19 protein-coding genes are annotated in these 17,878 nt (G+C 30.9%); 5 read left to right on the top strand and 14 right to left on the bottom strand.

The window, feature by feature from the left end:
- The first annotated feature begins 86 nt into the window (after window positions 1-86).
- Genes EK368_RS01515 through EK368_RS01505 form a run of 3 tightly spaced genes read left to right on the top strand, consistent with a single transcriptional unit; the run spans window position 87 to window position 2,560 of the window.
- The gene (locus EK368_RS01515) at window positions 87-1,079 is read left to right on the top strand and encodes a methionine ABC transporter ATP-binding protein (protein ID WP_129595966.1); all 993 of its coding nucleotides are present in this window, start codon (window positions 87-89) and stop codon (window positions 1,077-1,079) included.
- Window positions 1,076-1,726: a methionine ABC transporter permease gene (locus tag EK368_RS01510; protein WP_129595965.1), complete on the top strand. Its 651-nt coding sequence runs from the start codon at window positions 1,076-1,078 to the stop codon at window positions 1,724-1,726. The genes EK368_RS01515 and EK368_RS01510 overlap by 4 nt, the downstream gene beginning before the upstream one ends.
- Window positions 1,727-1,738: 12 nt before the next feature.
- A complete protein-coding gene (locus EK368_RS01505) occupies window positions 1,739-2,560 on the top strand; it encodes a MetQ/NlpA family ABC transporter substrate-binding protein (RefSeq protein WP_129595964.1) in 822 nt (273 codons plus the stop codon).
- A gap of 37 nt (window positions 2,561-2,597) precedes the next feature.
- Here EK368_RS01505 and EK368_RS01500 read toward each other — a convergent pair whose 3' ends face one another.
- The 8 genes from EK368_RS01500 to EK368_RS01465 form a co-directional block, all read right to left on the bottom strand.
- The gene (locus EK368_RS01500; protein ID WP_129595963.1) at window positions 2,598-3,179 is read right to left on the bottom strand and encodes a YhcN/YlaJ family sporulation lipoprotein; all 582 of its coding nucleotides are present in this window, start codon (window positions 3,177-3,179) and stop codon (window positions 2,598-2,600) included.
- Window positions 3,180-3,273: 94 nt separating this feature from the next.
- On the bottom strand, window positions 3,274-3,906 hold the full coding sequence (gene ytaF / locus EK368_RS01495; protein WP_129595962.1) for a sporulation membrane protein YtaF: 633 nt from the start codon (window positions 3,904-3,906) through the stop codon (window positions 3,274-3,276).
- A gap of 97 nt (window positions 3,907-4,003) precedes the next feature.
- A complete protein-coding gene (gene proC / locus EK368_RS01490; RefSeq protein WP_423243531.1) occupies window positions 4,004-4,807 on the bottom strand; it encodes a pyrroline-5-carboxylate reductase in 804 nt (267 codons plus the stop codon).
- A 79-nt stretch (window positions 4,808-4,886) separates the two neighbouring features.
- Window positions 4,887-6,422 carry a putative basic amino acid antiporter YfcC gene (gene yfcC / locus EK368_RS01485; RefSeq protein WP_243109330.1) on the bottom strand — a complete coding sequence of 512 codons (1,536 nt, stop codon included), beginning with the start codon at window positions 6,420-6,422 and terminating at the stop codon, window positions 4,887-4,889.
- A 137-nt stretch (window positions 6,423-6,559) separates the two neighbouring features.
- Window positions 6,560-7,189, bottom strand: coding sequence for a regulatory protein RecX (locus tag EK368_RS01480; RefSeq protein ID WP_129595960.1), 630 nt, complete (start codon window positions 7,187-7,189; stop codon window positions 6,560-6,562).
- A gap of 92 nt (window positions 7,190-7,281) precedes the next feature.
- Window positions 7,282-7,740, bottom strand: coding sequence for a DUF134 domain-containing protein (locus EK368_RS01475; protein ID WP_129595959.1), 459 nt, complete (start codon window positions 7,738-7,740; stop codon window positions 7,282-7,284).
- A gap of 15 nt (window positions 7,741-7,755) precedes the next feature.
- On the bottom strand, window positions 7,756-8,124 hold the full coding sequence (locus EK368_RS01470; RefSeq protein ID WP_129595958.1) for a NifB/NifX family molybdenum-iron cluster-binding protein: 369 nt from the start codon (window positions 8,122-8,124) through the stop codon (window positions 7,756-7,758).
- The gene (locus EK368_RS01465) at window positions 8,121-8,915 is read right to left on the bottom strand and encodes an Mrp/NBP35 family ATP-binding protein (protein WP_129595957.1); all 795 of its coding nucleotides are present in this window, start codon (window positions 8,913-8,915) and stop codon (window positions 8,121-8,123) included. The genes EK368_RS01470 and EK368_RS01465 overlap by 4 nt, the downstream gene beginning before the upstream one ends.
- A 449-nt stretch (window positions 8,916-9,364) precedes the next feature.
- On the opposite strand from EK368_RS01465, the gene nhaC reads away from it, so the two are divergent.
- The gene (nhaC, locus tag EK368_RS01460) at window positions 9,365-10,768 is read left to right on the top strand and encodes a Na+/H+ antiporter NhaC (RefSeq protein WP_129595956.1); all 1,404 of its coding nucleotides are present in this window, start codon (window positions 9,365-9,367) and stop codon (window positions 10,766-10,768) included.
- A 38-nt stretch (window positions 10,769-10,806) separates the two neighbouring features.
- Here the strand turns inward: nhaC and EK368_RS01455 are convergent, their stop codons facing one another.
- From EK368_RS01455 to EK368_RS01440, 4 genes are all read right to left on the bottom strand, one after another.
- Window positions 10,807-12,153: an ABC transporter permease gene (locus EK368_RS01455; RefSeq protein WP_129595955.1), complete on the bottom strand. Its 1,347-nt coding sequence runs from the start codon at window positions 12,151-12,153 to the stop codon at window positions 10,807-10,809.
- Entirely contained in the window at window positions 12,146-14,140 is a 1,995-nt protein-coding gene (locus EK368_RS01450) for a COG1361 S-layer family protein (protein WP_129595954.1), read from the bottom strand. Before EK368_RS01450 ends, EK368_RS01455 begins: the two co-directional genes overlap by 8 nt.
- On the bottom strand, window positions 14,121-14,822 hold the full coding sequence (locus EK368_RS01445) for an ABC transporter ATP-binding protein (RefSeq protein ID WP_479722764.1): 702 nt from the start codon (window positions 14,820-14,822) through the stop codon (window positions 14,121-14,123). Before EK368_RS01445 ends, EK368_RS01450 begins: the two co-directional genes overlap by 20 nt.
- Before the next feature lie 203 nt (window positions 14,823-15,025).
- On the bottom strand, window positions 15,026-15,340 hold the full coding sequence (locus tag EK368_RS01440) for a YbjQ family protein (protein ID WP_129595952.1): 315 nt from the start codon (window positions 15,338-15,340) through the stop codon (window positions 15,026-15,028).
- A gap of 184 nt (window positions 15,341-15,524) precedes the next feature.
- On the opposite strand from EK368_RS01440, the gene EK368_RS01435 reads away from it, so the two are divergent.
- Window positions 15,525-15,878 (top strand): hypothetical protein, encoded by a 354-nt coding sequence (locus EK368_RS01435; protein ID WP_129595951.1) that lies wholly within the window; start codon window positions 15,525-15,527, stop codon window positions 15,876-15,878.
- Between the two features lie 122 nt (window positions 15,879-16,000).
- On the opposite strand, the gene EK368_RS01430 is transcribed toward EK368_RS01435, so the two are convergent.
- Both EK368_RS01430 and purD read right to left on the bottom strand, forming a co-directional pair.
- Window positions 16,001-16,534 carry a hypothetical protein gene (locus EK368_RS01430; protein WP_129595950.1) on the bottom strand — a complete coding sequence of 178 codons (534 nt, stop codon included), beginning with the start codon at window positions 16,532-16,534 and terminating at the stop codon, window positions 16,001-16,003.
- A gap of 79 nt (window positions 16,535-16,613) precedes the next feature.
- Window positions 16,614-17,876 (bottom strand): phosphoribosylamine--glycine ligase, encoded by a 1,263-nt coding sequence (gene purD / locus EK368_RS01425; RefSeq protein ID WP_129595949.1) that lies wholly within the window; start codon window positions 17,874-17,876, stop codon window positions 16,614-16,616.
- Between the last annotated feature and the right edge of the window lie 2 nt (window positions 17,877-17,878).

The following is a 17,878-nucleotide window of genomic DNA, read 5'->3' as shown; positions in this document are numbered from 1 at the left end:
AGGTTTTTTTAATTTCTCTTTTCATAGAAGAGTTTATTTTATAATCTTTTTAGTTTAGTACTGTATAGTTATAAAGGGGTGAAATTATGATTCATATTAAAAATTTGTCTAAAGTTTATACAAAAGGAAGAAATGAAGTAGTTGCTCTAAAAGATATTAATTTAGAGATAAAAAAAGGAGATATTTACGGAATTATAGGATTAAGTGGGGCTGGAAAATCATCTTTGATTCGATGCATCAATAGATTAGAAGAACCTACCTCTGGTGATGTACTGGTCAATAAAATTAATCTTATTCATTTAAAAAATAAAGAACTTAGAAAAGCAAGAAAAAAGATAGGAATGATTTTTCAAAACTTTAATCTTTTACACAGTAAAACTGTCTTTGAAAATATTGCATTTCCTTTAAAACTTGTAAATACACCAGAAAAAATTATAAAAGAAAAGGTCAATCATTTATTAGAGCTTGTAGAACTATCTGACAAAGCTTATGTTTATCCTTCTCAATTAAGTGGAGGGCAAAAACAAAGAGTTGGAATTGCAAGAGCTCTTGCAAATGAACCTGATGTATTACTTTGTGATGAAGCTACATCTGCACTTGATCCTAAAACTACAAAACAAATTTTAAATCTTTTAAAAAATATTAACGATAGACTAAATCTTACTATTGTCATCATCACTCATGAAATGGAAGTTATCAAAGAAGTTTGTAATAGAGTAGCTATCCTAGAAGGAGGAAACATTGCAGAAGAAGGATCTACCGTAGATATTTTCTCCAAACCACAAAACCCTATTACGAAGCATTTTATCAATCAAGATGAAAATCTTCCAAAATCTTTTATAAAAGGAAAAGTTCTTCATCTTTCTTTTACACAGGGAAGTGCTACTCAGCCTCTTATTTCTCAAATTACAAGAGATTTTGATATAGATGTAAATATTTTATCTGGTAAAATAGAATACATTCAAAATCAAGCTATTGGAAAACTAACCATACAAATGGACGTTGATTGTCACAGACTTTTAGATATTATAAAATACTTTGAAAAAAATTATGTGAAGGTAGAGGTGATCAAACAATGAATGAATGGATAGAACTTCTTACTCCATCTTTATTAGAAACTTTATATATGGTATTTGTATCTGTATTTTTTACAATTTTATTAGGTCTTCCACTAGGAATTATTTTGGTCATAACCAGAGAAGATCATATTTTACCAAATTCATGGCTTAATCAAATACTTTCTTATATGATCAACATTACAAGATCTATCCCATTTATTATTTTAATGATTTTTATCATGCCTTTTACAAGACTTATAGTAGGAACTACTATTGGTACAAAAGCTGTCATCGTTCCACTGATTCTTGCTACTACTCCTTTCTTTGCTAGAGTTGTAGAATCAAGTATCAAAGAAATAGATTGGGGAGTTGTAGAAGCGGCTATATCCATGGGTGCTACTCCCATTCAAATCATATTAAAAGTTTTGCTTCCAGAATCTATGTCTTCTTTAGTTCTTGGAATTACAATTACCATCATTAATGTATTAGGCTACTCTGCTATGGCTGGTGCAATTGGAGGAGGTGGTCTTGGATATTTAGCTATAAGTTATGGATATCATCGTTATCAAACAAACGTAATGATTGCAACTGTTATTTTATTGATTGTTTTAGTTCAAATCATTCAAAGTACTGGAAATAAAATTGCACAAATTATAAATAAAAAATAGGAGGAATAAAAAATGAAAAAAATTACTTTATTACTTGTATGTGTATTGTCTTTTTCTTTAATCTTTGCAGGATGCTCTAAACAAGAAAATGTGGAGAAAAATAAAAATGAATTAGTAGAATTAAGAATAGGTGCTAGTCCAAATCCTCATGCTGATATTCTTACCAAAGTTGTAAAACCACAATTAGAAAAAGAAGGTATTGAGCTTATCGTTACTGAATTTACAGATTATGTATCTCCAAACCTTGCTCTTTCTGATAAAGAAATTGATGCCAATTTCTTTCAACATAAACCTTACTTAGACACATTTGCTAAGGAAAGAAAATTAGATCTTGTAAGTGTAGGAAATGTTCATCTAGAACCTCTTGGATTATATTCTAAAAAAATTAAATCCATAGATGAACTCAAAGATGGATCAATCATTAGTATTCCTGAAGATCCTACAAATAGAGGAAGAGCTTTAATTTTATTAGATGCAAAAGATATTATCCACTTAAAATCTGATGCAGGATTAGAAGCAACTGAAAAAGATATTTTGTATAATCCTAAGAATTTACAATTTAAACCAATAGAGGCTGCACAACTTCCTAGAACTATAGATGATGTAGATGTAAGTATTATCAATACAAACTTCGCTTTACAGGGAAATTTAAATCCTAAAGAAGATGCACTACTCATAGAAGGAGAAGACTCTCCATATGCAAATATTGTTGCTATTCGATCTGAAGATCAAGACTCTGAAATAATTCAAAAACTTATGAAAGCTCTTCAATCAGATGATGTGAAAAAATTTATAGAAGAAAACTATAAAGGAGCAATCATTCCTGCATTTTAAATACAAAAAGGTGATCTTAGATCACCTTTTTGTAACTTTAGCTTCTAGGCACTGGTCTTCTAAACATTTCTTCAATTTCTTCAATAAATCCTGTAATAGGTTTTCCATCTCTTACATCTCTTCCATAATTTCTAAGTCTTCCCACTACATCTACATCAGAAGATACATAAACAGTTTTGATAGAAGGTTCTATACCTTTTACCTTGCTAATAATATCATCTTTGATTCGATTGGTTTGAGTACTTTCTATATCAGATGCTAAATCTACCCCTATATAAGCTATATTGTTGTTAATTAGTACTGTTGCATTGCTTACTCCTGTTATTTTATTAATAGCATTGGCTACATTTTGTTCCATTCTACGATTTTGATCCATAGTACGGTTTTCTTCCATAGTACGGTTTTCTTCCATAGTAGGTGGATTTGGATTCATAGGAGTATTGTTGTTATATTCCTCAACCGTATTATAATCTCTTTCTCTATTTACAATAGGTGGTTCATCTGGTTGAGGGATAGGTGTAGGTACAGGTTTTTGTTGTGCTGGGGTACAACCACCAATAACTATACTTATAAACAATAAACATACGAAAAGTATACTGATCCTCTTTTGAAATTTCATTTTTTTTCTCCTTTCTCTACTCAATTCTTTTGTGGGGTATATAACTATTTTTTGAGTTTTCTCATTCTTTACACCTTGTAAAATTTGTTATTTATTATGTTAGTTTAGATAATCCTAAAAAGATAAGAATTCCTCCTGAAATCCAAAAAGTTTTTAAATTTTTATTATAATGATTTGCCTTTTTACCTATAAAAATTCCTCCTGTTAAAGCCAAAAGATTAAATACAAATGCCATCATTAAAACTTCTAAGCAATTGATATCTCCTATTCCAGTACCAAATCCTACTCCCAAAGAATCTAATGATACAGCAATTCCTATATACAAAGCTTCTTTTAACTCAATAGTTCCTGAAATATCTGTATCAGCTTTTGTGCAATCCATCATTACATCAATCATAATTTTAAACTCTGAAAATTTAATTTCTGCAATTTTACTCTCTTTATTCATAGTTTTTTTTTGGATAAAAGATTTTAAACATCCTTGTAAAATATACATAGTTCCTAACCCAACCAATATAAAACAACTAATCATAGCTGCCACAGAGCCATCTAACAATTCTTGAACTAAATTCCCAAAATACATAGATCCCCCTAAAGTTCCTATCGAGATACAATGAATTACCAACAAAGATTTCTTTGGAATTTTTATATTTTCAAATCCATAAGACAATCCAACAGCAAATGAATCTATGCATATTGCCAAAGCAATAAATAATGACTCAAACATATCTTTCCCCCCTTTTTTCTTCTATAACCATAATATTTATCTTAAAAAGGGAGTGTTACCAAATCAAAAAAAGAAATAAGGAATGGAGCACCATTCCTTATTTAGACATTTCTATAGATTTTTTTGTACATTTTTGCATCGCCTCTATCACTGCAAAACGAAAACCTTTTTTTTCAAGAGTAGCTACTGCCTCTATTGTAGTTCCTCCTGGGGAACATACCATATCCTTAAGCTCTCCAGGATGTTTTTTTGTATCTAACACCATTTTAGCTGAGCCTAGTACTGCTTGAGCTGCCATTCTATAAGCCTGATCTCTTGGCATACCATCTAAAACTGCTGCATCTGCCATAGCTTCTATAAACATAAATACATATGCTGGAGATGATCCACTAATAGATGTAACTACATCCATTAGTTTTTCGCTAACAATCTCAACTTTTCCAAAGCTTTCTAGTATCTGTATAACTCTTTTCTTTTCGTCTTCTGTTAATAATTCATTAAAAGCTACGCTCGTCATTCCTGCTCCTACCAATGCTGGAGTATTTGGCATAGTTCTTACTACTTTTAACTTTCTCTCAAATGATTTTTGAGTTCCCTCTATATCTTTTCCTGCTGCTATAGTAATGACAATTACTTCTTTTTTTACAATATCCTTAATCTCTTCTATAACTGCTGGATAAGTGTTTGGTTTTACAGATAATATTAAAATATCTGCAAATCTTGCCACTTCTTTATTGTCTTTTGTAGTTTTTACTTCAAACGTATTTTCTATTTCATAGATATTATTTTCATTTTGATCCGATACCATGATGTCTTCTTTTTTTACAATATTAGATTGTAAAATTCCTCCCATCATAGCTCGTCCCATATTTCCTGCTCCTATAAAACCTATTGTTTTCAAATTTATCCCTCCATTTCTATATATTTATTATACCACTATATTACAACAAAAGAGATATGCTATGCATATCTCTTTCTGTTTACTGAAGTCCAATCATAGTAGCTACAATAACAATTATAGATGCAAACAAGAATAATATTCCTTGAAATTTTAATTGCCATTTAGCCCATTTACTCCATTCTATTTTTGTAATACCTAGTACTGCCATAAGTATGCCAGATGTAGGTACAATTAAATTTGTAAATCCATCTCCTAATTGAAATGCTAGGACTGCAACTTGTCTACTAACTCCTACCAAATCAGAAAGTGGTGCCATAAGAGGCATCGTAAGAGCTGCTTGCCCTGATCCAGATACCACAAAGAAATTAAATACAGATTGAAATACTAACATAAACCATGCAGCTAAAGCTGGGGGAAGCATTCCTACAATATTTCCCGTATAATGAAGAACTGTATTTAAAACTGTTGGTGTGGTAGGATCAGCTCCTCCTAAAACTAGAATAATTCCCTTTGCCATAGCTACTACCAAACCTGCTCCTAAAAGATCTTTTGCTCCTTCTCTAAAAGATGAAGCCATATCATTTACTGTCATATTATTAAGTTTGAAGATAATTGCAATAATTCCTGATACAATTCCCATAATAAAGAATTGAGTAGCAATTTCTGGTATATAATATTCATACTTCATAACACCCCATACAACCCAAGCCATTCCTAATATAATCGTTAATATTACCAAACCATGACCTAATCCAAAATCTACTTCTATATTTGCTTTTCCTTCAAATTCTTCTCTGTAATGAGCATCTTCTTCATAAGAAATAGATTTTAAAGGATCTTTCTTTATTTTCTTAGCATAAAGCATTGTATATACAATTCCTAATGTGGTAAATAAAATCCACATAAATATTCTAAAAGTAGCTGCAGACATAACAGGAATACCTGCTACTCCTTGAGCAACGGCTACACTAAATGGATTCATCCATGAAGTTGCAAAGCCTATTTGTGTTGCAACATAAGTAACCAAAATACAAGTAATTGCATCGTATCCCATAGCAATAATAATAGGAACTAAGATCATAACAAAAGGTATAGCTTCTTCACCCATTCCAAATACAGCTCCACCTAAAGAAAATATAAAGAATAAAATAGGTAATACTGCAATTTCAAAACCTTTTGTTCTTTTGATGATATAAAGCATTCCTGATTCTACTGCACCAGTTTTTAATATAATTCCAAAGGCACCTCCTATTACTAGGATAAAAGCTACTACTCCTACTGCTGATCCCCATTTATCTCCGCTTACTAAACCTTCGAACATGTAATTCATAATTCCGACTTCTCCACCTGGTTCAAAAAACTTAATTCCATTTTTTACAGACTGTCCCTGGTCATCTTTAGCAATTTCAAAACTCTCGGGTATTAATACATTTCTAGTTTTTTCTGTTCCATCTTCTTGTGTAAATGTCACATCATGAGTATCAAATTGTCCAACCGGAATTACATAAGTTAAAAAGGCTGCCAGTAAGATCACGCAAAATATAATTACATATGTATCTGGCACTGAAAACCTTTTCTTATTACTATTATCCATTTTTGTCGCCTCTTCATCCATTTTGTCGCCCCCTGTATTTTTTTGTAGTATAAAGATACCATTTACATGTATAATCATACATGTAAATGACAAAAAGGTCAATCCTATCCAATAAAACTATATATTAAAATGCTGTAATATTTAAATGATACTTATTTTTACGAATCCTTTACTATTTCATTTAAAACTTTTCGAATCAAATCATATCCATATCCTTTATAAACTAAATATCTTCCTATTTTTTCATAAATTTTCTGAGGATCTTCATCTTTTATACTTTTTCTTTTCCTTAGTGCCAATAACCTTGCATTTTCATATTCTCGTTCTTCATTAAACTCTTCTTTCAATGCATTCTCAACGAACTCATGATCTACTCCTTTTTGGTATAATTCTTGTTTGATTCTATTTTTTCCATATTTTTTTCCTTCTAATTTGTTTTTAACTAAATATTTAGCCATTTCTTCATCATTGATCCACCCATATTCTATCAAAAAATTTATCACTCTATCTATAATATGATCTTCATATCCGTGATTCTTTAATTTTTTTTCCATTTCCTTTTGAGTACGTCCACTAAATTTTAAAATTTGAAATGATTTATTTTTTGCTTTTATATACATTTCTTCATAAATCATTTCTTTTATTCTTTCTTGTTCTATAGATTGTCCTTCTTTTAAATGCAATTTATAAAGAATCTCCAAATCGATTCCCATAAAAAAAGCATCATCTATATAAATATTTATTCTTTCTTTATTTTTTTGTCGTTCAATTTTTGTAATAATTGGCATAATCTATTTCCTTTCTATATATATTCAAAAACTTCTCAAGCTTTATCAGCTTCTGTCATAAAAATAAAGAATAAGCCAAGAAAATTCTTAACTTATTCTTTATTTTGTCTACACCAACCCTTTTCACATCTTTTTCTACAAAATTTACCTTGTTCTAAACATGAAACTTCTTTTGCATCACATGTAGGACACACATGAATTTCTTTTTCATATGCTTCACAAAATATATGTCCACAATTTTTACATTCATATTTACATATATTTAAAGTATAATTTCCACCCTCTATTAAAATAGCCTTTCCTTCTGTAAGGGCCTGAGCTACTTTTCTTCTTGCCTCATCAATGATAAGCTGAAAAGTTTGTCTTGAAATATGCATCTTTTCTGCACATTCTTCTTGTGAAAATTTTTCTATATCTTTAAGTCTCATAGCCTCTACTTCTTCAAGTTTAAGCTGTATTTCCTCAATATTGCACTTTCCTTTTCCTACAGGAATAAAATACCTACTTTCTGGCATAAATGCAATTTTTCTAGGTTTTGTAGGTCTTGGCAAGTCTTCACCTCCTACCTATTCATGAAAACTACATTGACTTCCTTGTATAGCTGCTTGTAAAATTTCAAGCTTTCCTTCTTCATATAAAGTTACTTCATCCTCTATAGTACCACCTTTTCCTCTATATACTTTCACATTTGCTGTTTCTAATACCTTCATAGCATGAGGTCCTACAAAACCAGTTATTAGCACTTCTACTCCTTGACTTATTACTTGTTGTGCAGAAACTACTGATCCTCCATTTAAAGCCGCTGTCCCTTGATTTTCGATCCATTCACATTGGTTTTTTTGTGTATCTACAATTGCAAAATATAAACATCTTGCAAATCTAGCATCCATCATTCCATCCATTCCTTTTTCTAAAACTGAAATAGCTATTTTCATAATTTATTACCTCCTACTTTTTCTTCTATTTTTTTTGCAAATTCTTCACATCTTCCAAATTCTATTTTACCATATAATTCGACTTTTCCCTCATCGCAAAGGGAAACAAATTCATGATCAATAGGAAGATAATCAATTACATCTACTCCCATTTCTTCTGCTACTTCTTGTACTTTTCCTTTCCCAAAAATATAATGTTTTTCATTGCAATTTGGACAAATAAAATAACTCATATTTTCTACAATACCATAAATAGCTATATCCATCATTTTTGCCATATTGACAGATTTTTTAACAATTAACTTTACTAAATCTTGAGGTGAAGATACTACTACTACTCCATCTACTGGAAGAGACTGCATAATAGTAAGAGGTACATCTCCCGTACCAGGAGGCATATCAATTAATAAAAAGTCTAATTCTCCCCATTCTACATCTGTAAAAAATCTCTTTGCTGTACCTGAAATCATAGGACCTCTCCACACTACAGGATCATCTTCTTCTTTTACTAATAAATTTAGAGACATCACCTCTATCCCAGATGAAGTTTCTACAGGTAATATCGCTTGTCCATTAGAAAAAGCTCTCTCATTATTGATTCCAAATATTTTAGGAATACTTGGTCCTGTAATATCTGCATCCATAATTCCTACTTTATATCCTTTATTTTGTAAAGATATAGCCATAAGAGAAGTAATAGAAGATTTTCCTACACCTCCCTTTCCACTCATAATGGCAATAATTTTTTTAATATGTGTTCCTTCTTGTGCTTTTTCTTTTTGTATAGTCATTTTAATCCCTCCAGTATAATTGTTGGCATTTGCTAATTATATTATACTCTTGGTTCTATATTTGTCAATCAACGAGCATTTCTACTTATTTATATATCTATCTCCATCATACTTAAGTGTTATTCTTTATTCTATAAAATGAAATCAATTGAAATTAATTTCATTTTTTTGATTTTTTTATTTATTCTTTATTACTTTATGCTTCTAATTGTTTGTATATTTTTTCTACTTTTTCCCTTTTAATATTAGTATTTTTATCTTTTTTCATTTTTATTTTTGTGTATTCACAGAAGAATTTGCATTTAATTTGTATATAATTTATTTTTTAAATTTTCTAATTTTTTATTAAATTGAATTTTTTAATTGATTTTTATTCATTTTTTAGATATACTAAATATGGATTTCATTATTTTTAAAATATATTAAATTCCAAAAGGGGGAATGATTTTATGGAATCCAATGGTTCGAAAATGACTCTTGGAAAAGCTTTGTTAGTTATCGGATTTTTAGTCGTAGCTTTAATTGGAGGATTAATGTTTTTCGGAGGAGATCCTCATATTCCACTTTTAACTACAGTTGCATTTGCATGCTTAGTAGCTATAAAATCAGGTTGCACATGGGAAGATCTTGAAGAAGGTATCCTATCTACAATTAAAATGGGTATGCAATCTATTCTTATCCTTATGGTTATTGGTTGTATTATCGGTACTTGGATTTTATCCGGTGTTGTTCCTACTATGATTTATTATGGTCTAAAAATCATATCTCCTGGTATATTCTTAATTGCAACTTGTATTATTTGTTCTATCGTATCTATCGCAACTGGAAGCTCTTGGACCACTGCTGGTACAGTAGGGATTGCATTAATTGGTGTAGGTACAGGTCTTGGCATTCCATCTCAAATAGTTGCCGGTGCTATTATCTCAGGTGCCTATTTTGGCGATAAAATGTCTCCTCTTTCTGATACTACAAACTTAGCACCTGCCATGGCTGGTACTACACTGTTTGAACACATCAGACACATGTGTTATACAACTGGTCCTAGTATGATTATATCTTGTGTATTGTTTGGAATATTAGGAATCAAATATGCAGGAAAAGAACTTGATGTAGCTGGAATCAATATCATGCTAGATGCTCTTAGCTCTAATTTTACTATTCATCCTTTATTAATCATCCCTCCTATTTTAGTTATATTGATGGTAGTATTTAAAGTTCCAGCTCTTCCTGGACTATTTGGAGGAACACTCCTTGGTGCAATCTTTTCAGCAATTTTCCAAGGTGCTGGAATGACTGAAATTATAAAAGCGGCTCACTTTGGATATACTTCAGATACCGGAGTAGAGGCTATAGATAGTTTACTTTCTCGTGGAGGCCTTGACAGTATGATGTGGACTGTATCTTTAATTTTAATTGCACTATCCTTTGGTGGAGTTATGGAAAGTTCTGGAATGCTCAATGCTATAGCACAGAAAATATTAACTTTTGCCCATAGTACTGGATCTATTGTAGTTGCAACATTTTTCACTTGTCTTTTTTGTAATTTAGCTACAGGAGATCAATATTTATCAGTAGTAGTTCCTGGCAGAATGTATAAAGATATTTTTAGAGACAAAGGACTTCATCCTAAAAATCTATCTAGATGTCTTGAAGACTTTGGTACCATCACATCTCCTTTAGTCCCTTGGAACACTTGTGGAGCTTTTATGACTACTGCTTTAGGTATTCATCCATTCGTTTATTTACCATATGCTTTTTTAAATCTTGTCAATCCATTAATTTCTATTTTCTATGGTTTTACAGGCATCACTATGGAAAAACTCCCTCCAGAAGAATCTCCAACAGAAATTTAGAATTTGTAAAAGACAGAATAAGAGAAAAAATCCTTCTCTTATTCTGTCTTTATTGCTTCTAGTGCGCTTAAGTTCATAGCTCTTCTTGCTGGTAAATATCCTGATACAATTCCTACAACTGTGGAAAAAATGAGTGCAGACCCTGATAACATAGGAGTAATTACAGAAATTCCTATTTCTCCTCCCATGCCTCCCATGCCCCCCATAAATCCTCCTCCAATTTTATTGAGTCCATAAGATACTAAGTAACTAAACAAAAGCCCACATATTCCACCTACAAAACCGATCATAGCTGCTTCTATCAAAAATAGTTTCTTGATATCAGGAAGATCAGCTCCTAATACTTTCATCACTCCTATTTCTCTAGTTCTTTCATAAATACTCATAATCATAGTGTTTGTAATTCCAATAGCCGCAACTAATAAACTAACTGCTCCGATTCCTCCAAGTATTGCTTGTGTCTTTCTAGATTGCTCCTTCATAGATTTTAACATATCTGTTAAGCTAAAAGCTTGGAATCCCATTTCTCTTAATTGTTCTTGTACTTTTTCTACTTTCTCAATATTCTCTACCTTTACTTTTAAATTTCCATATTCATTTTCATCTTTATTTCTTTTTCTATTATTCTGCCTATCAAATTTTTCATCTTCTTTTAATATCTTTTTTAATGTACTCATATTCATATAAGCATTCCAGTCTTTATCACTATTACTTTCTAATAATATTCCCACACCTTTCACTTCATGAGGCTTAGGAGGTTTGTAGTCTTTGTCTCTTTCAGAATTACTTCTTCTTTCTCCATAATCCATATCTGAAGTTAAAATCATTTTATTACTTATTAAATCTACAGGAGGTTTATCTGAAAATCCACCATAATCATTTCTTAGTCTTGGGTTTGTAAAATCAAAAGCAACTTGACTACCAAATATCATAACTTCTTTATCTGTAGGTAATAAAAGTCTTCCTCTATCTATCTTAAAATCAAACTCCTCCATAATCTCAGGGTGAATTCCTATAACACTTACATATCCTATCATTTTTCCTACTGCCATTTTCATGCTAGCACGTTTAATAGGCATAACAGCCTTAACTCCTGGTATTGCTTTGATCTTAGATACTGCATCATCATTTAACTTCATTTCCTTTTGATTTTTAGAAGCTTGTTCGTCCATATAATATCTGCCTGAACTATTTACTTCAATAATATTTAAATTCCCCATACTGTCAATATATTCTTGAAAGCTTTGATCCATTGCAATTCCTAGTGATAACATAACAACAATAGAGCTCGTTCCAATGATTACTCCTAAAACTGTAAGAAAAGTCCTTGTTTTTTTTCTCCATAGATTATGAAAGGCCATTTTAAAAAGGTCTATACTATTCATCTATACTCACTTCCTCAGCTTTTCTTTTCTTACGTTTTTTATAAAAAATCCACCCTCCTATACCTACACCTACTCCTACAATAGAAATAATAATCCATTTTTTATTAGGATTTTTTCCATCTTGATCAGGCATATCCATTCCTTCTTCTGGCATAGGAGGCATTTCTTCCTTCATAACATTCATTTCAAATTCTCTTTCTGTTGTATAATGTTTTCCTATATTGTCATCATATTCAAAAATAATCTTTCCTTTTATTTTTCCTTCTTTACTTGGAGTAATAGTTACATCGTAGTAATCATCTTTTCCCGGTTCTAAGTTTCCTAAAAAAACATTTCCCTCTTGAATTTCAAAATCCCCTACTGTTTTAATCATTACATTACGAAGAAGACTTCTTCCTGTATTATAAAATGCTACAGATATACCTGTAGGATTTCCTACAAAAACTTCTTGAGGAATTTCTACTTGTTCTACTATTAGCTGTAGATCTTGAACTACTGGAATACCAATATTTTCTTTTGCTGTATATTGCTTTCCATTATGATCCTCATATTCAATATCTACATTAATCCCATAAGTTTTGTTCTCTGCATCTACTTTTGGTTTTAATTTGATTGTCTTTTGGGCATGTCCCTTTGCATTTATTTCATCTATATAAAAAGAATTACTACTTCCTACTGGAGTAAATATTTCTCCTTCTGAACTTAAACTTACTTTTATATTGCTTATAGCATTACTTTTATTTGTATTATAAAAAGAAATGTTTAATAAAAAATCCTCTCCTGTTTTTACATATTCTCCTCCAAAATTATAATTATCTACAATAATTTTTGGAGTAAGTTTAGAATTATCTCCTACAACATATATCCCTACGTATTGACTCATAGAACGAAGATCTTCTGCTTTCGAACTATTGATCCCATATTCTACCTTTATCTGAATAGGATAATTTTTTGACTCTGCTCCATCTTTTGCAAAAAACTTAAACTCTAAATGATTCATTTTTCCAGCTGCAATATTTTTTATATTTTTAATAGAAGACGATTTAGGTAAGATGAATTCTCCTCCATCTACTGTGACTTTTACATTTTTGGCATCTTGATCTGATGAATTTATAAGATCAAATCCAACTACAAAGTCTTGACCTGTCTTTACCCCATCTTTAGGATATGTAAGTTTTTCAAAAGAAAAATCTAATTCTTGATCTCCAGCTCCATCTACTGGTACATATACTTTTGTCTTTTTTTCATAAGCATGGTCATACTCATCTTTATAATTCATAATAAGTTCTAATTCATAAGTTCCTGTTGCTAAATCTTTTCCTATTGAAATAGGAAAAGATACTTTCTCAAAATGTTTAGGTTGTACTTCTTTGATCTTTTTCTTTTCCATATATTTATCTAGACGAATTTCATTGGCTTTTAATCCTTCAAATTTAAGTTCTATATCTTTTGCTAAAGTTTCTCCTTCATTTCTAAGGTCTATTTCCATATTGGTACTTTGTCCACTAAACACACTTCCACCTTTAAATTTCACATCTTTGACTTCTAATGAAGGTTTTTTTAAATTTTCTTCAATTTTTACATAAATTGTTTCAGACATACTACCGCCCTCATACTTGATGTTAAATTTGATAGGATAGGTCTTACTTTCTGCATCCATAGCTACTTTTAAATAGAATGCTATATCTTCATCACTTTTTCCATTTATAGATGAAATTCTTTTTGTTGTAGTCATTTTATCTATTACAAAAGGAAAGCTTTTTAAATCACTAGTATCTAAAGATACTATTACATTTTTTGCACTCTCTTCTCCAATATTTTCTATAGGAATCCCCAATCTTACATCCTCACCAGGCTTAAAAGTTGGTACAGCTGTATTTCTTCCAATAACCAATTTAGATCCATCAGCATAAGCTAATTGCTGAATAGGTAAAATACTTACCATTAATACAAAAATAAAAAATAAACTAATTACCCTCTTTCTCATAATTCTCCTCCTTGTTTTTTTCTTCTATCTTTTGTATATCTCCATCTAATATATAGACAATTTTATCTGCATATTGTGCTATACTTTTGTCATGCGTTACAATAATTAATGTCTCATTGTGCTCTTTTGCCATTTCAAGCATTAACCCCATCACTTCATGGGTCGTTTTAGAATCCAAATTTCCTGTAGGCTCATCCGCAAAAACAATAGGAGGATAACTTACAAATGCTCTTGCAATTCCTACCCTCTGTTGTTGTCCTCCACTCATCTGAGTAGGTTTATGGGTAATATATTTTTTAAGCCCAACAGCTTCTAACATTTTTTTTGATATTTCTTCTCTCTTGCTTTTTCCTATCCCTCTAAACGTAAGGGGTAAACTAACATTTTCAACTGCTGTTAATGCAGGAAGCAGGTTATACGATTGAAAAATAAAACCAACATATTTTTGTCTAAATTTAGCAAGTTGCTTTTCAGTCATTTTTTGAATAAAATGTCCATTGATTTTAATTGTTCCTTTTGTAGGCTTTTCAAGTCCTGCCATAAGATTTAAAAGGGTTGATTTCCCTGACCCTGAGGTTCCTAAAAAACAACAAACTTCTCCTTGCTTGATTTCCAAGGAAACATGATTCAGTGCAACTACCTTTTCATCTCCTACTCTATAGACTTTTCGGACATCCTTGATTTCTATTGCATTTTTGATAAAAACACCCCCTTTTCCATATACTAGTATATAACAAATTATTCATAAATTCTTTACAAATTTATTACATTCCCCTAATACATAACTTTTTCCCTATTTTACAACATAGACATTAAAAATTGAAGCTATGATTTCATAGCTTCAAACTGTTAATAATTTAAAGATTGTCATAAAAACAAGGGCTACTATTCTATTATTTTAACAGCTGTACCATAAACAATCACTTCTGCTGCTCCTTGCATAATAGCACTTGTTGCATATCTTATATTTATGATTCCATCTGCCCCTATTTTTTTTGCTTCTTCCATCATTCTATTGGTAGCAATTTCTCTTGCTTCCTCCATCATTTCTTTGTAAGAAGTAATCTCTCCTCCTACTAAAGTTTTCAGTCCACTCATAATATCTTTTCCAACATGCTTTGCTCTTACAGTAGATCCTTTTACAAGTCCTATTGTTTCTATCTTTTTTTCAGTAATAAAGTCTGTATTCACTAAAATCATTATATCTCTCCTTCCTAAATTTTTTATCGGAATAATCCATACACATCTTTACTTCAATCGTATATGTAATACTTTGCATATTAATCTTTTTATATTTTATTCTTTTTAAATATATCCTATCCATGTGCACATTTTATTTTATTGAGAATATACTATAGTACAAACTAGGAAAGGAGTGTATGATATGGTTATGCCACCTTTATTTCCACCATTTGGTCCTCAACCACCATTTGGCCCTCAACCACCATTTGGCCCTCAACCACCATTTGGTCCTCAACCACCGTCACAAATGCCACCACCCCCTACTTCTCCTCCTCCATCAAGAGTTCCACCTAAAGCACCTAGAGCTGTTGATCCTGGATCTATTCGAAGATGTCGAAACAGATTCACTTATATTTGGCTAAACAATGGAGATAACTTTTGGTTTTATCCTGTATATATAGGTAGAAGATCTATCTCTGGTTATAGATGGACTGGATTTTGGTGGATGTATTATGGTACAGATTTAAGAAATATACAATCTTTTGTATGTGTTTAAAAAATATTAAACTTTCTAAAGCTGGAGTTTTTACTCCAGCTTTAATTCGCTTTCATTGACCATTTCTTTTTATGTATCTTTTTTGAATATCTCTTTCCTTTATATCTTGTTTGATTCAAACATTAACATCTTTCTTTCATAATTCTAGATGGCAATACCTTAAGTGCCGCATAAGATCCTAATACTCCCAAAGCATATATAATACATGAAACAATACCTAGCATATCATATCCTCCATCTAAAGCAAATGCTTTATTTCCCGTGATATATAATCCCACCAAGAATGAGTTGATTAAACTAAACATAGGATAAAATCCTATTGATAAAATTATTTTTTGATTAGAATTATAATTTTTAAAAAGTATCTTAGACAATAAGTCTGTAAATATTCCTGAGGCCAGTATAGATAATCCCATAAATATAGATATACTTGACATAATAATTCCAAATACAAAGCTTATAGCAGATAAAACTCCCATTCTTCGAATTTTATATATAGGCATAGTAAGTATAAAACCTAAAAAAGGTGAAAACATTAAAAATTTCGACCCTGGAATAGGTAAAAAGCTTCCTGTTACATATAATATATATCCAATAGCCACCATTAATGCCGCTGTTATACCTATAATCGTTATCTCATTTACTTTAAATTTCATTTTAATCACCTCAATCCTTTATTATTCTATATTGTATTTTTATATTCCTTCTTATTTAAAAATAAAAACACCTACACTTTTATGCAGGTGTTATCACTTTTCCTATATCTTTTCTATAATGCATATCCTCAAATGATATCTTAGAAACATCCCTATAAACTCTTTCTCTAGCTTCTTCTACAGTTTTTCCATAAGCCATGACCCCTAAAACTCTTCCTCCATTTGTTAAAACTTCTCCGTCTACTTCTTTTGTTCCAGCATGAAATACAATTGAATCTTTTATCTCATCTAGTCCATGTATTACTTTTTCTTTTTCATAATTTTCTGGGTATCCCCCTGAAGCTATGACTACACAAACTGTTTTTTCTTCTTTCCATAATATAGGTTGTGTATCTAGCTTTTCACCTATAATACTCTCTATAATGTCTATCAAATCAGTTTTTAGTCTTGGAAGAATAGCTTGAGTCTCTGGATCTCCAAATCTTACATTAAATTCTAATACCTTAATTCCTTCATTGGTAATCATAAGTCCTATAAATAAAATTCCTTTAAAATCTAGTTTATCTTTTTTAAATCCTTCTATGATAGGATTTAATATAATCTTTTGTATTTCTTCTTGGAATTTCTCATTATCTAAAAAACTTGGAGAATAACTTCCCATCCCCCCTGTATTTGGTCCTCGGTCTTTATCATATACCTTTTTGTAATCTTGTGCACTTACCATAGGTATAATAGTCTTTCCATCTACAAAGCATAATATAGATGCTTCTATTCCCGTTAAGTACTCTTCTATGACTACTTTTGATCCTGCTTGTCCAAATTTTTTCTCTTTCATCATCTCTTCTAATGCTACCATAGCTTCTTCCTTAGCTTGAGGAATCACAACTCCTTTTCCTGCAGCCAATCCATCTGCTTTTAAAACTACTGGATATCCAAACTTGTCTATATTTTCTTCTGCTTTCTTAAAATCTGTGTACTCTTCATATTTTGCAGTAGGAATATTATGTCTTATTAAAAATTCTTTTGTATACGCTTTACTTCCTTCAAGTCGTGAACATTCTTTATTAGGTCCAAATATTTTCAGCCCATTACTTTGAAACTCATCTACAATTCCTAAAACTAATGGTACTTCAGGTCCTACAATCGTTAAATCAATTTTGTTTTCCTTTGCAAATTTTAAAAGTCCCTCTATATCTTCAACACTTATATCTACACATACTGCTAAGTCTTTGATCCCTGCATTTCCCGGAGCACAATAAATCTTTTTTACTTTTGGACTTTGACTGATTTTATATATGATTGCATGCTCTCTTCCGCCACTTCCTATCACCAATACATTCATCG

Source organism: Anaerophilus nitritigenes, from assembly GCF_004138215.1.
In the GTDB taxonomy this organism is placed as follows: Bacteria; Bacillota; Clostridia; order Peptostreptococcales; family Thermotaleaceae; genus Anaerophilus; species Anaerophilus nitritogenes.
The sequence above is the reverse complement of the archived record's forward strand: the minus strand, read 5'-3'. Positions and strand labels throughout refer to the sequence as shown.

Coding starts and splice junctions, on each gene's coding strand:
- EK368_RS01455 (WP_129595955.1), bottom strand. CDS start 12,153: ATGAATAGTATAGACCTTTTTAAAATGGCCTTTCATAATCTATGGAGA.
- EK368_RS01435 (WP_129595951.1), top strand. CDS start 15,525: ATGGTTATGCCACCTTTATTTCCACCATTTGGTCCTCAACCACCATTT.
- nhaC (WP_129595956.1), top strand. CDS start 9,365: ATGGAATCCAATGGTTCGAAAATGACTCTTGGAAAAGCTTTGTTAGTT.
- EK368_RS01470 (WP_129595958.1), bottom strand. CDS start 8,124: ATGAAAATAGCTATTTCAGTTTTAGAAAAAGGAATGGATGGAATGATG.
- EK368_RS01505 (WP_129595964.1), top strand. CDS start 1,739: ATGAAAAAAATTACTTTATTACTTGTATGTGTATTGTCTTTTTCTTTA.
- ytaF (WP_129595962.1), bottom strand. CDS start 3,906: ATGTTTGAGTCATTATTTATTGCTTTGGCAATATGCATAGATTCATTT.
- EK368_RS01440 (WP_129595952.1), bottom strand. CDS start 15,340: ATGATTTTAGTGAATACAGACTTTATTACTGAAAAAAAGATAGAAACA.
- EK368_RS01500 (WP_129595963.1), bottom strand. CDS start 3,179: ATGAAATTTCAAAAGAGGATCAGTATACTTTTCGTATGTTTATTGTTT.
- EK368_RS01465 (WP_129595957.1), bottom strand. CDS start 8,915: ATGACTATACAAAAAGAAAAAGCACAAGAAGGAACACATATTAAAAAA.
- yfcC (WP_243109330.1), bottom strand. CDS start 6,422: ATGGATGAAGAGGCGACAAAAATGGATAATAGTAATAAGAAAAGGTTT.
- EK368_RS01510 (WP_129595965.1), top strand. CDS start 1,076: ATGAATGAATGGATAGAACTTCTTACTCCATCTTTATTAGAAACTTTA.
- EK368_RS01515 (WP_129595966.1), top strand. CDS start 87: ATGATTCATATTAAAAATTTGTCTAAAGTTTATACAAAAGGAAGAAAT.
- EK368_RS01480 (WP_129595960.1), bottom strand. CDS start 7,189: ATGCCAATTATTACAAAAATTGAACGACAAAAAAATAAAGAAAGAATA.
- EK368_RS01430 (WP_129595950.1), bottom strand. CDS start 16,534: ATGAAATTTAAAGTAAATGAGATAACGATTATAGGTATAACAGCGGCA.
- purD (WP_129595949.1), bottom strand. CDS start 17,876: ATGAATGTATTGGTGATAGGAAGTGGCGGAAGAGAGCATGCAATCATA.
- EK368_RS01450 (WP_129595954.1), bottom strand. CDS start 14,140: ATGAGAAAGAGGGTAATTAGTTTATTTTTTATTTTTGTATTAATGGTA.